This window comes from Isachenkonia alkalipeptolytica (genome assembly GCF_009910325.1).
Lineage (GTDB): Bacteria > Bacillota > Clostridia > Peptostreptococcales > T1SED10-28 > Isachenkonia > Isachenkonia alkalipeptolytica.
The window spans coordinates 19618-32983 of sequence record NZ_SUMG01000024.1; the positions used below are offsets into that span (position 1 = coordinate 19618).

At 43.4% G+C, this 13366-nt stretch carries 10 protein-coding genes and 2 riboswitches; of the genes, 1 reads left to right on the plus strand and 9 read right to left on the minus strand.

From position 1 onward, the window contains the following. Positions 1 to 42 precede the first annotated feature (42 nt). The 3 genes from ISALK_RS13155 to ISALK_RS13165 are packed head-to-tail and all read right to left on the minus strand — an operon-like array spanning position 43 to position 2285. Positions 43 to 855, minus strand: coding sequence for a MetQ/NlpA family ABC transporter substrate-binding protein (locus ISALK_RS13155; RefSeq protein ID WP_160723080.1), 813 nt, complete (start codon positions 853 to 855; stop codon positions 43 to 45). Further along, positions 855 to 1511, minus strand: coding sequence for a methionine ABC transporter permease (locus ISALK_RS13160; protein WP_160723082.1), 657 nt, complete (start codon positions 1509 to 1511; stop codon positions 855 to 857). Before ISALK_RS13160 ends, ISALK_RS13155 begins: the two co-directional genes overlap by 1 nt. Further along, entirely contained in the window at positions 1512 to 2285 is a 774-nt protein-coding gene (locus ISALK_RS13165; protein WP_160723084.1) for a methionine ABC transporter ATP-binding protein, read from the minus strand. Between the two features lie 98 nt (positions 2286 to 2383). Continuing rightward, a riboswitch (SAM riboswitch) is annotated at positions 2384 to 2487 on the minus strand. Positions 2488 to 2565: 78 nt separating this feature from the next. Next, positions 2566 to 2669: riboswitch (SAM riboswitch) on the minus strand. A gap of 279 nt (positions 2670 to 2948) precedes the next feature. Between ISALK_RS13165 and ISALK_RS13170 the strand changes: the two genes are divergently transcribed. After that, positions 2949 to 4418: an FAD-dependent oxidoreductase gene (locus ISALK_RS13170; protein WP_160723086.1), complete on the plus strand. Its 1470-nt coding sequence runs from the start codon at positions 2949 to 2951 to the stop codon at positions 4416 to 4418. Positions 4419 to 4989: 571 nt separating this feature from the next. Here the strand turns inward: ISALK_RS13170 and ISALK_RS13175 are convergent. The 6 genes from ISALK_RS13175 to ISALK_RS13205 form a co-directional block, all read right to left on the minus strand. Then, complete coding sequence (locus ISALK_RS13175) at positions 4990 to 6288, minus strand: DUF4139 domain-containing protein (protein WP_160723088.1); 1299 nt, start codon at positions 6286 to 6288, stop codon at positions 4990 to 4992. A 135-nt stretch (positions 6289 to 6423) separates the two neighbouring features. After that, positions 6424 to 7845: an MATE family efflux transporter gene (locus tag ISALK_RS13180; protein WP_160723090.1), complete on the minus strand. Its 1422-nt coding sequence runs from the start codon at positions 7843 to 7845 to the stop codon at positions 6424 to 6426. A 58-nt stretch (positions 7846 to 7903) separates the two neighbouring features. After that, complete coding sequence (locus tag ISALK_RS13185) at positions 7904 to 8458, minus strand: TetR/AcrR family transcriptional regulator (RefSeq protein WP_160723092.1); 555 nt, start codon at positions 8456 to 8458, stop codon at positions 7904 to 7906. 130 nt (positions 8459 to 8588) lie between these two features. Beyond that, on the minus strand, positions 8589 to 9638 hold the full coding sequence (locus ISALK_RS15175; RefSeq protein ID WP_236660378.1) for a DUF302 domain-containing protein: 1050 nt from the start codon (positions 9636 to 9638) through the stop codon (positions 8589 to 8591). Positions 9639 to 9918: 280 nt separating this feature from the next. Further along, on the minus strand, positions 9919 to 11673 hold the full coding sequence (locus tag ISALK_RS13200) for a sensor domain-containing diguanylate cyclase (RefSeq protein ID WP_160723094.1): 1755 nt from the start codon (positions 11671 to 11673) through the stop codon (positions 9919 to 9921). 42 nt (positions 11674 to 11715) lie between these two features. Further along, entirely contained in the window at positions 11716 to 13038 is a 1323-nt protein-coding gene (locus tag ISALK_RS13205; protein ID WP_160723096.1) for an MEDS domain-containing protein, read from the minus strand. Between the last annotated feature and the right edge of the window lie 328 nt (positions 13039 to 13366).

The window sequence follows — 13366 nt, forward strand, 5'->3', positions numbered from 1 at the left end:
GACTCCTTTAAGAGTCTCTTTTTGCTTTCTCTTTTTTTTCCGTTAAAACACGGGAACCACCGCACCGTCGTAGTTCTCCCATAGGAAGTCCTCGACTTTTTCCCTCGTCAACACTTCAATTAATGCCTGGATCTTTTCCAAATCCGTTAACTCCTCTCTGGTGGCGATCACATTGGTGTAGGGTGAGTTTTCATTCTCACTGATTAACGCATCCTCTAAGGGATGAAAATCCGCCTCCAGGGCATAATTCGTATTAATCACCGCAGCGTCCACATCCTCTAGGGATCTTGGTAGTTGAGGAGCCTCCAACTCCACGAATTCTAAGTTTTTCGGATTGTTTTTAATATCACTGATGGTAACCTGTAGGTCCGACCCTTCCTCTACATCAATCAGCCCAAACTCACTAAGAAGCAGTAAGGCTCTTCCCCCATTGGTCGGGTCATTGGGTATGGCAATGGTGCTTCCTTCCTGAAGCTCTTCGATATCCCCCAGGCTATTGGAATAAAGACCCAAGGGTTCCACGTGTACTTCCAGTACGCTTGATAAGTTCAGTCCGTGTTCGCCGTTAAAACTCTCTAAGTAGGGGCCGTGCTGAAAGAAGTTCGCATCAACTTCCTCTTCCTCCAGGGAGAGGTTGGGGGTTACGTAATCGGTAAACTCTACGATCTCTAAAGCGATGCCCTCCTTTTTTAAGTCCTCTTCGATAAACTCCAGAATTTCACTGTGGGGTACGGGGCTAGCGCCGATTCTCAAAGTGGAAAGTTCCTCGTCCTCCCCTGCATCGGTGCATCCCACAAAAATTCCCCAAGTGATAATCAACAACAATCCAATAATAATTCCTTTTCTTTTCGTCATTAACTTCTCCTCCTATTCAATTTATTGGCAAGAAAACTTCCGGTCCATTGTACGGTGGTTACCAGGACCACCAGGACGATAATGGTGCTAAACATCACTTCCTGATCGAAGCGATGGTAGCCATAGCGAATGGCCAGATCACCCAAACCACCTCCTCCCACAACCCCGGCCATGGCCGAGTAACCCACCACATTCACAAAGGTAATGGTAATCCCCAGTACCAACGGGGAGATGCTTTCAGGTAGCAGGACTTTTCGAATGATTTCACCATTGGTGGCCCCCATGGACTGGGCGGCTTCTATCAGCCCGAAGTCGATTTCTCCCAGGGCGCTTTCCACCACCCTGGCAAAAAAGGGAATCGTGGCCAAGCTCAAGGGCACTACAGCGGCACCGGTTCCGATGGAACTGCCCACCATAGCCCGGGTCAAGGGCATAATGGCAATCATTAATATCACAAAGGGAAAGGATCTCCCGATGTTAACTACATAGGACAGCACCCGATGAACAGCCGGATTCGATGCGATAAAGCCTTTTTCCGTGATCTTCAGCATCACCCCCAGCACGGTACCGAATATCACTCCGAAAAACGTGGCCGAGGTACTCATATACAAAGTCTCCAGCAATGCCGGGATCAACAACTGAATCATTCTTTCCATTTACACCACCTCCCTTTTCAAATGCGCTTTTCCATGAATCTCCGAGGACTCGATCAACGCCCTGGTATAAGTCTTTTTCGGATAACCCAGGACCTGCTCCTTTGATCCTTGTTCAATCATTTCCCCATTTTGCAAGACCCCCACCCGGTGACATATTCTGGACACCGCGGATAACTGATGGCTGATCATTAGAATCGTAATGCCCAACTCCCGATTGATTTTTTCCAGTAAGCTTAGAATCGCCTTCCCGGTAATGGGATCCAAACTGGAGGTGGCCTCATCGCATAATAAAATTTTCGGATTGGTGGCCAGGGCCCGGGCGATGGCCACCCGCTGCCGTTGACCGCCGCTTAGTACTGCGGGGTAGTGGTGCTTTTTCTCCTTTAAGTCTACAATTTCCAGTAGTTCATCGACTTTTTTCTCAATTTTCGATCGGGACTCCCCGGACAGTTCCAGGGGAAAAGCAATATTCCCCCCAACTTTTCGGTGTTGCAGAAGATGGTAATGTTGAAAAATCATTCCCGTATTTTGTCGTAAGGCTCGAAGATCCTTTTTGTCACAGGTCTGTAAATTCACGCCGTCCACCGTTAAGTTTCCTTCATCAAAGGTTTCCAGTCCGTTGACCAAGCGCAGCAAGGTGGATTTTCCCGCACCGCTCAGTCCGATCACCCCGAAAATCTCCCGGGCATTTACAATTAAATCAACGTTCTTCAGTGCTTTTACCCCGCCGTTCTTTGAGGGATAGGTTTTCGAAATTTTTTGGAAATGTATCATTTTGTCTCCTCCTTCAGTTTGTTTTTTCTATTTTTTAACTCTTTTTGAAAAAGAAAACCCCTTATTCACAAAAAGAATAAGGGGTGAAAAACATACCGGTCTCATCTTTCAGTGACGATGCACTGCTGGAATTAGCACCTTAGAATTTCTTCTTGGTTGCCGGGCTTCATCGGGCCAGTCCCTCCGCCGCTCTGGATAAGTGTGGATTATTAAGTTTTAGGCCGTCCATTTGGCATAAAAAAATACCCATTCAAAGATGGGTAGAAATCGCCTTCATTTCTCCTCATCTTCCAGTGACCATGCACTGCTGGATTTAGCACCTCGGAATTTCTTCCTGGTTGCCGGGTTTCATAGGGCCAGTCCCTCCACCACTCTGGATAAGGTCTTCTATTAAAATCTTATATACGAGTATAACCACTATTCAGTGCTTTGTCAACCATAATCTTAACATGCTCTTTTTCTACCGTGCATCCGGTCCACCCCCTCCTAAAGAACCCTTTACTATACCCATCGAACAACATACTCTTGAAAAACGCCGTAATCAATGTTAAAACTTAAATAATCAGAATATTTTATATAAAGGGGGGCTTTCCATTCATCTTTCTCTTAGTTTAATGTCCGTAAGTCTTCAATCTTGTTCATCAATCAAAGGAGGAAAGGACCTTGGTAAAAACAAACAGAATGTTGATCTTTATTTCAATTTTATTAACCCTTAGTATACTTGTCGCCTGTGAGGCGCCCGAGGATAATGGGGTTGATGAAAACGGGGAAGCAGAAGCTCCCCAGGAAGAAGAAAACGTCATGGATACGGATGTACTGGTAGTAGGGGGTGGCGGTGCCGGTTTGGCCGCAGCTATAGAAGCCTCTGAAGAGGGAGCCTCTGTTGTTTTAGTAGAGAAATTAGGAATGCTAGGCGGTAGCACAAGTTTATCCGGAGGTATTTTGCATGCTTCAGAAAGTCCGGTACAGGAACGGGCCGGAATTGAAGAACCATGGGAGGATTTTGCGGATTACTGGATGGAGATGTCAGAAGGCAATGCGGATGAAGAAATGATTAACTACATTGCCCGAAATTCCGGTGAAACGATTGCATGGTTAGAAGAACGAGGTGTGGTCTTTCAAGAAGATCTAACTGCCGAAGGAATCAGTCCTGCACAACGAGGCCACCATGCGGAAGATGGGGGATTTGGTATAACACGACCCTTAGAGGAAGTTGCGGAAGATTTAGGTGTGGAGATTATTCTTAATACCACCGTAACGGAGCTTATTTTAGAAGATGATGGCACCGTAATCGGTGCGGTAGGTGAAAACGGTAATGGACAAACTTTCACATTTAATGCTGAAGCCGTAATTTTAGCCACCGGTGGATTTGATCAAAATGAAGAAATGATAGAAGAGTATGCTCCGGTAGCCAGTGGTCAATTTTCTTATGCTGCCTCCGGTAATGTCGGCGACGGACTACGAATGGCAGAAGAAGCAGGAGCTGATATCGTAGCACCAAATGGCGTTATTGGATTCCGAGGAGTTGACCCGAGTGTTTCCTACAGAGGGGAACTCGGCGGATTGGTGTTTGCTCCGAATCTATATGTTGATGAGAGTGGACAACGATTTATGAACGAAGCTGATTACTACGCTTTGATGTATGAAGCCATGGTAGAAAACGAAAGTGAAGAATTCTACTCAATTTTCAGCGGCGAAGTACCGGAAGAGATCCTAGATGAAGGCGTTGAAGAAGGATACGCGGTAAGCGCCGAGAGTTTTGAAGAATTAGCAGAAGCTATTGGTGTACCAGAGGAGAATTTCTTAAATACCATAGAACGATTTAATGAATTAGTAGAAATCGGTGAAGACGAGGACTATGGAAACCCTGCAATTGCCGAGATTGAAGAGAACAATCTGTATGCCTTAACGGTGCATCCGGCCACATTAAGTTCCTTTGGAGGACCAAGAGTCAATCTACAAGGGGAAGTATTAGATTCGGAAGGGAACCACATTGGCGGGCTATATGCTGCCGGTGATGTTGCGAATGGTCAATTGTATGATTCTGTCTATCCCGCTAGCGGAACTTGCATCACTTCCGTGCTGGTTATGGGCCGCGAGGCCGGAAAAACAGCAGCCATGAGTGTAGAGTGATTTTATAGTTCTTTTGACCAAGAGATAACTTATTATTTACTGTAACCGATCGGTAAATAAGGTACAAAAAACAGGCGGCCTCCTAGTTGTTTGTAAATTGACGATTATTTACAACGGTTTGAGGTCTACTACAATAAATCCATACAAAATCGTGCTGTGAAAAAGAGACTCCTTAAAGAGTCTCTTTTTCGCTTGTTTCTTTCCCCACTTTTTCGGCTTTCTTATCTTCCTTCTCAGAAATAACCTTCTCTTTAATTTCATAACGCTTTCAGGCTTTAAGAAGCCATCCTTTAGAGCATTGATCTCCGAGGTAATCCAGGCGTCCCGCCAGGGATCCCACAATCCTCTCATGGAGGGATCCCAGGCTCATCAGGCCAAAAGCGGCCAGGTAGGCTAGGAAAGCCGAGGCGGCGATGTTGATGATGACCGCCCTGATCAGTAGTTCTAATTTCAGAGGACATCCCCTCCTTTAATCCCCGAGGGTAGAACCGGAAAGGACGGAGGGGTTTGGTTCCTCATGAACCGAACACCTCCGTCCCCTTTGGTTTATCTCAAAAGAACCGTGTGCGAGCTACTTTCTCAAATTAACATCGATCCTTCGGTCCACCTTATATTCAAACTCCACGGTAATGTCACCCTCCGCCGGCACGGTAACTCGGTACTCTATTTGGGAAGAGGATACTTTAATATACTCGTGAGAGGAGGTAACCATCTCCCACACACCGTGACGGGAATGCTCAAACCGGACTTCCGCCTCCGTCTCTTTATGGTTTCTAATGATCACCTCATATTTATAATATTCCACACCGCCCATTTTTTTATGATCGATTTTCTTATATTCAAAGGCGATATCAAAGGCTTTGCCAATGGAAAGGGTAATAGCTTCATTTTTCGGGGTATGCATTATACCGTCTTCTCCGATAAATTCCAGGGATCCGTCGGCAGTATCCTCTTTATACAGCTTGATTTTCCCCTGGGGCATGGCCACCCCCAGTCCATGCTCTTGTCGATTCTGAAACTCTACAATAATATCGGCCTTATCTTCATAAAGACCCAGTTGATAATACTGCTTATAGGGAATCCCCTCTCCCGTTAAGATCCCGATTTGCTTGGATTGATTGTCTTTAAGGGTCGTGGCCTGGCCTAAGGTATACATATGATAATCAAAGAAAGCTTTTACTTCCGGTTCATAGGAAGACGTTATTTCAAGTTCATACATCCCGTCCGGCTCCATTTCCTCTACTTCCCGATTGACGTCTCCCGCGATAAGCTTAATCCGGGCATTTTCAAACGTCATCCCGCTGGTATTTTGGATTTCCGCCCATCCCGCAATGTTTAAGGTCTCTTCTTTCATTTCCACCACATAATTGGCATGCCAGCGAAAGCCTCCACTTAAGTAGGATACTTTCACTTTTTCCGAAGGTTTGCCATCGGTTTTCCAAACCAGGGCCGGTCGTACAATCAGCCCCGATGGTAGTGAGGGCAGCACGATTTCTTCTTTGGTATCGGTGTAGATTTCCTTTGTGGCATCGTCTTCAAGAACACAACGACCGCCGGCCTCCACCGAGAGCAGACGACAACTTTTTTTCTCTTTGGTTTCCCGATCCTTTAAATACACTTGCTTATCCACATATTTCTCCAAGAGCTTTTCTCTGCTGACCAGATCAAAATCATAGTTGAATTCTAAAACGTTGATCCCTTCTACAATTAAGGAGTCGGTTTCAATCAGCTGGGCAACGTCGCCAAAAATAAGTTCGGATTCATCGGCTTTCATATCGATGGACCGTTTTTCTTTCACCGCACCAAAGCCTCCATTGTAAATGGTTAATGCAATTTCCTCAGTATCCTTACGGGTTGATACTTTCCTCATCATTCTACACCTCCGTATAAACTGTTCGTGCCGATGGCACCGGACAATTAACTTATACCCCTTATTGAGTCCTTTGAACAAAAACAATAGCCCCTGACAACTCAAAACGTCCCCGGTGTAGTCCTTAGCAGGTTTTTATCTTTTTTCCTGGACCAAGGTTTCTTGCGTTTTTAAGGAGTGCTTGATATGATTCTCAGCACTCTTTTGCAGGGGAAGCTCTCTTTTAATTTCTTTGTTGATCATACCCGCCAAAGCGAGGGTCATGATGATCGTCAGACCGTCGGCAACCGGTTGTGCTAAAATAACCCCCTGAAGCCCTAAGAAATTTGGGAGGATCAGAACCGCCGGGATCAAAAGCAACCCTTGCCTTGAGATGGATAGTATCCCTGCCGGCAAGGCTTTTCCCATGGATTGAAACAGGGAAAAATAAATCAGCTGAAAGCCCAGTAAGGGAAAGGGAATACTGTAGGCTCGCAGGGCACGGCCTCCAATATTTAATACCTCCGGATCATTACTGAACCAGGATATAATCGTAGTTGAAAAAATAATAAATGCGGCGGAGGCTGCTACCGTAAAACCGGTACTGACCTTTAGGGAAAATTTTATGGATTCCCATAAACGATCGTAACGGCCGGCACCGTAATTGTACCCCGCCACCGGTTGGAATCCTTGACTGAAACCGAAAATGGCAAATAAGGCCAGGGAAATTACCCGTTTAACAATTCCCATAGCCGCTACCGCCGCATCCCCGTAAGGACTTGCCGCGTTATTCACAAGGGCCATAGCCACACTGTTCAGTCCATGGGTTAGAAAAATCGGTAGACCGATTAGGATAATTTGTACGACAATAACTTTTTTTAATTTGAATTGACGAAAATTCAGTTTCAAATAACTTCTTCCCGATTTGTAGTACCAGACTTGGAAAACTACGGCCATAGCCTGAGAGAATATGGTTGCCACCGCCGCACCTTGTATTCCCATGTTGAATCCGAATATTAATATGGGATCAAGTATAATGTTCAATCCGGCCCCGAGAATTAGCGCTACCATACTGGCCTTAGCACTTCCTTCAGCTCGCATGGTATTGTTAAGAGTCATTTTCATCATCACAATGGGGCTGCCCAATACCAGTACCCTTGCATAGTCCACGGCATAGGGCATAATACTGTCTGTAGCTCCGAATAATCTCAGTATCGGCTCAAGAAATAAATTACCGAAGAAGGCCAAAAGCGAACCGAGCAACAGTACCATTAATACTGCCGTAGCACCGGTGCGCTCCGCCTCCTGATGTTCGCCTCTACCAAGGCTTCTCGATATGTAAGAAGCCGCTCCCATTCCCACAGCAATTCCCAGTGCGGAAATCAGCATAAAAAAAGGGAAGGCTACGGATACGGCTCCAATAGCCGATGTTCCGATCCGCCCCACAAATATGGTATCCACCACATTATAGATTCCATTAACCACCATTCCGATGATCGATGGAATCGCCAGTGTAATCAAAGTTTTCTTCACGTTAGGGCTGTTCAATAATTCTTTTCGTTTATCGATCCTGCTCATATTACCGCTCCTTTAATTATTATGAATTTGTGTTCATATTTTCTCAAAAGAATAATCGCTATAATAACTTATCAGCGACATTCTTTAAATAATCCATATTTTCTTGATCTTCCTCAATAAATTCATTAACCAAATTAATGGTAATCAGCATCAGGTTCTTCTGGATTCGTTTAATAAAATCCTCTTCAAAGGTTTTTCCTTCTTCTTCTTCTAAATCCTTTAGCAGTCTTCGAAAGATCCGGGTGTACTCTGCTTGAATCTCTAAAAACTTTTCGTCCTTATATAAGTCATGTTTCATCAACTCGCTACCAATTCCACGTCTTTGGCTGATTTCTTCATAAAGTCTTTCCAGAAATAAGTGAAGTTTCTTCCTGGATTCCTCCTCTTTATCCAAAATAACCTCAAGGTTTCTTAATGTTTCCCTCCAGCTTAAATATACAACAGTGGTGGTCAGTTCCTCTTTATCCGAGTAATAGTTATACAGAGTCCCTACAGCAATACCGGATTCTTTGGCGATCATACGCATGCTTATTGCGGAATAACCGTGTTTTCGTATCAACTGTACCACAGCATTGAAAATTTTTTGTTCAATGTTTTCGATAATTTTTGGCATTACCTCTTAACCACCTTTTCTTACTCATCCTTAATGAACACTCATTCATAATACCATATAAATCACCAAAAGTAAAGCCCCGGCAGTGAATCACTGCCGGGGCTTGGGTTTTGCAAAGCTCTTTATTTTTTTACTCTTGAATCAGGTCCTCTACAATGGCATTGGTCTCCTCGGCAACCGTCATCATGGTCTCAGCGATGACGCCTCCGAAAGGCTGTGCCACTTCACCGGAATTCAATTGTGCAATATAGGTGTTTCCGTCACTCTTTTCATATACGGCAATTCGGCAAGGCATCAAAGGGGATACCATCCGGGCATCGTCATGTTGTAAAATAGCTGCTGAGTGCTCTCCGGAGCAAACGGCGAGGATTTTAATATTTTCGATTTCATATCCTTTATCACCAAGAATTTCCTGATAATCGAATTCACCCACCACAGACCAACCGGCATCGGCGACGTTGTCTTTCAATCGATTTACGGTTTCATCAAAGTCATAAAGACTTTGGTTCTCAAGAATCATTTCCATTTCCATGGCCGCCTCTTCCATAAAGAGATGGGGGAAGTTCTTTTCTAGAGCCTCGGCGGCAGCAGGATTATCTAAGGGTCTTTTGTTGTTTGCCCAACCGGGATTGGTGTTTTGTCTGCCTCGATTCAGCTGTTGCGGAAGGATTAGGTCCCTGATCATCTCGTGGGTTTCCTCCGCTACGGTTGCCATGGTTTCCGCTATAACGCCGCCAAAGGGTTGCGCCACTTCACCGGAATTCAGTTGTGCAATGTAAGTATTTCCGTCGGATTTTTCATAAATAGAGATGGTGCAAGGCATCAAAGGGGATACCATACGCTCGTGGTCCAGTTCTAAAATAGCGGCAGAATGTTGACCGGAGCAAACGGCAAAAATTTGTATGTTATCAATTTCGAAGCCTCGGTCTGCCAAAATCTCTTGATAATCAAATACCTGAACGACGGACCATCCCGCCTCCTTTACGTTTTCCTCGAATCGCCGGGTGGTCTCTTCAAAATCATATCGGCTTTCATACTCTAAAACCATTTCCATCTGTGATTCCTGTTGCTCTTGTTGTTCCTGTTGCTGACTGGCGGCCATTATCGGAGCCTGAATCAGACCCAATAACAACACCAGGGTCATAGTAACGGTAATTACTCGTTTCGCTGTCTTTTGCATTTTTATTTCCTCCTTATATGATATGTTTTATTTTTTTCTTATGGCTATCATATAGACTTTGAGGAAATGGTTCAGTGATAAAGTCACAAAAGGCTGCTCCATCGGATAATTTTCCTCCCCTACCTCACTCAGTACTCACGCAAGAAGGGGTCTTTAGTATTTCTTTGGTTCAGCCGCTAACATATATTTCAGATACTATTATAGGACATGGGATTTCCTGATATCCCAGCGCTAAATAAAGTTTTATTCCTCGGGGATTAAAATCCCTCACTTCAAATTTCTAGGTTGCAAATGAAGAGTCAACCTGTGAGATTCGGTTTCTCCCTTGTTCTTTTGCAGTATATAACATTTTATCCGTGCGATTAACCCAGTCTTCAATGGCTTCTCCACCCTTAAGCTCTGCTACACCAATACTGACGGTTACCGTTGGAATTTGGGGAGCGATACTACTGAAATCAACCGCTTCAAGAGAGGAACGAATTCTTTCCGCAATTTGCCATGCCGTTGGACCATTTGTATGATGAAAGATAACTGCAAACTCTTCTCCGCCAATCCGGCAAGGATGATCCCCTTCTCTTATGTTTTCTCTGATCACTTCTGCCAGTTTCTTAAGGACCTGATCGCCCTTTGGATGGCCGTAGGTATCATTGAATTTTTTAAAATGATCGATATCCAGATAAATCATGGTTACGGGGGTTTTGCTTTTGTTTGGGTTTTCTCTTATTTCAGAAAGAACCTCCTCAAAGTAACGACGATTGAAGAGCCTCGTCAAACTGTCCGTAATGCTTATGTGAGTCAATTCACTTACCCGTTCATCCGACTGCTCCTGACGCTTTCTAAACATTCGGATACGATCCGCCAAAGCGAAGGAAAGAAGTATGGACTCCAATGCCACCGAAGCCGTCACAGCATATAGTGTCACAAAACTATGTTCTAAGATTCCAGCCCCCCGCAGTGCGAAGATAATGATCGTACTGAAAAGCACTGCTGTTGCCATCAAATAATATTTGGAAATAGTCTGCCCTTTACGATAGGCAATAATTGCTGTTGAAAAAATGAGAAAAGGCAAGGTAAACCCCATCAGATACGCCAGCCCATTGGCATAGTACTGATTCCCCGACAATACCAACAATATGCCAATTCCACAAATAGCCATACATAGAAGAGCAGGATATTTTGCTTTAGGGACAAATCGTGGATAATTAATAAAGTGCCAAGCAAACAATAAGCCGAAAATAACCGCAATAAACGTAGTAGCAAGGGCATACAATTCCAGAATCTGCGCCCACTGAAAGTGTATGATTTTCAAAAAACCTGTTACCGACGTCTGATAAATAATCATAAACATTATGTAACCCACATAAAAAATATATGTCCGGTCTTTTAATGCAAAGAATAGCACCAGGTTATATAACAACATGGCCAGCATGATGCCATACATCGATGAAAGCATTGCTACCATTCGTAACTGTACCCCGGAAAAATGGTTTCGCTCCACCATAGCCATCGTAAAATTTTTGGAGTACGTGCTTTCTACTCTACTATATATCGGTCTTTCCGGATCAAGGTTTTCCGGCAGTTGAAAGACCGGAAAAATAAAACCGGTTTCATCCTGCATCTTACTGTTATAAAATCCTCCCTTATAGGGGATGTAGCCCTCTTCTTCTTGATCGATTATTGGTAAATATATTTCAATTCTTTCGATCCCTGAGTAATCGTAGTAAAGAAGATATTCGTTCCAGGGATCCGGCATCTTCTCCTCAGGGAGTTCTTTCAAACTGGTTCGAATCCAATGGGCATCTTTTGTTAATCCAAACTGAAAAACATTTGCTTCATGCTCTCGAAAAGCTTCATCGTGTTTTCGATCTAACAGCTGATCAATAGTAATCTCTCTGCTAGGGTCCCGGAGAACCTCCGAGAGGCTCCCTAAGGGTTCAGGCTCCCCTTTTAGAGAAACATCAGCTCCCCAGACCGGGGTAATGCCATTTAAGAGTAACATGATTACAATTATTATAAAGAATCCTTTTCTTTTCATATTTTTCTCCCGAATTATCCAGTATTTTTGATCACACTACCTTCAAGTCAACTTACAATGCTTTGTCCTTTGGCAACTTTCTCCCTTGGCGTTGTTTTCCTTAATCATTGCTATGAATTGTCCGGCAAGTACCGGGTCAATTTGTTTACCAGCGCAGGCTGAAATTTCGGCCAATGCATGCTCTTCAGTAAAGGCTTTCCGATAGGGTCGGTCATCGGTCATGGCATCAAAGGCATCCACGATGCATAACATCCTGGATAATTGAGGGATTTCTTCTACTGCTAAACCTTCAGGATAGCCCCTTCCATCCCAGCGCTCATGATGGTAATGGATGGCTTTTGAAATCTCTTTCAATTTAGCCACATGGCCTAGGGCGCTTCCCCCATAAACCGGATGCTTTTTCACCTCTGCATATTCAGCTTCCGTTAACTTCGTTTTTTTATTGAGTATTTCTCTGGGAATCAAGGTTTTTCCAATATCATGTACCATGCCCGCATAGTAAGCTTTTGCTAAAGCTTCTTCCGTCAGACCAATCTGTTTCCCAAATTCGCTTGTTAAGTCGGCCACGTTTTCACTGTGGTTATTGGTATAGGCATCATGGGTTGAGAGCAACTCGACCATGGCTTTAATAATCCCTTCCCTTGTGGCTTTATGAAATTCTTCCATCTCTTTTTCTTTTTTACTTAGCATATTACGAAAACGACTTTTCTCATTGGTAAAACCGTTAATATTTTGCAACCAGGCTTGAACTTGATATTTCGCAATTTCATTATTTTTATATCCTTCCGGTTCTATATAAAAAGGATTTTGATGCATGGTGTTTTGCCATATCAAATAGGGGTGCAGTTGAATAATATTAATGATCATTTCATCAGAAAACTTCGTCATGTTATATCTGCAAAGGGCGGTTACGGGATAACGATCAAAAATCTGTTCATTTAATTTCCACTCATACTCAATAATCAGCTCCCGACCATTTTCGTAATCCATCACCCAGCTTATTTCTCCGGTTACCGCCAGACCACTATAACCCTCGGCAATGGCCTCCTCTACCAGGGTCCGTAAAAAATCAATCATTTTATCAGGATTGAAACGCCCTTCTTTAGAATAAGCCTCTTCTTTATTAAGCACTATGAAATCTCCAGATTGTTCCCTTCCGAGACTAAGGGATTCGACCCTTTCCAATACGATACTTTCGTCCATATCTCCATTAGTGATATAAATGCAGCGTTTGTTATGTATTAACGAAGAATGAATATATGCTGATAAATACTCCACCATTTCTTCTTCCTGCTCATATAGAATCACCATATGTTCACCGGATTGAATTTGCATGGCTTCTTCTATCGCTGTATTGATGCTCAAAAACATCCCTCCCTTTATTAAATCCTCGTTAAGCCCTGTAGCTTTATTCAGAATTTTCTATTTTAATACGATTAGTTGTCATTATAGCATAAAAAATGAAGAAAAAAAATATTGCAAATGGAGGCGCTGATAAATTAAAGAGCAGTTTAATTGTAAAAGTAAATTAGACCCCTATTTATAAAACTGTCTAATTTAGTCTTGCAAATCCAGAGGTCTAATTTAACCTTACATACTTTTGAGTATTATTAGCAGCTGTTTTGTGAAATTTCTTAGTTATAGAATCAATATTAGTTGTCATGGGGCAAGATTGATATGAGGTTCTTATATC

Excerpts from the sequence above, each read along its gene's own strand:
- ISALK_RS13155 (WP_160723080.1), bottom strand. The coding sequence starts at position 855 with ATGACGAAAAGAAAAGGAATTATTATTGGATTGTTGTTGATTATCACT.
- ISALK_RS13160 (WP_160723082.1), bottom strand. The coding sequence starts at position 1,511 with ATGGAAAGAATGATTCAGTTGTTGATCCCGGCATTGCTGGAGACTTTG.
- ISALK_RS13165 (WP_160723084.1), bottom strand. The coding sequence starts at position 2,285 with ATGATACATTTCCAAAAAATTTCGAAAACCTATCCCTCAAAGAACGGC.
- ISALK_RS13175 (WP_160723088.1), bottom strand. The coding sequence starts at position 6,288 with ATGAGGAAAGTATCAACCCGTAAGGATACTGAGGAAATTGCATTAACC.
- ISALK_RS13180 (WP_160723090.1), bottom strand. The coding sequence starts at position 7,845 with ATGAGCAGGATCGATAAACGAAAAGAATTATTGAACAGCCCTAACGTG.
- ISALK_RS13185 (WP_160723092.1), bottom strand. The coding sequence starts at position 8,458 with ATGCCAAAAATTATCGAAAACATTGAACAAAAAATTTTCAATGCTGTG.
- ISALK_RS15175 (WP_236660378.1), bottom strand. The coding sequence starts at position 9,638 with ATGCAAAAGACAGCGAAACGAGTAATTACCGTTACTATGACCCTGGTG.
- ISALK_RS13200 (WP_160723094.1), bottom strand. The coding sequence starts at position 11,673 with ATGAAAAGAAAAGGATTCTTTATAATAATTGTAATCATGTTACTCTTA.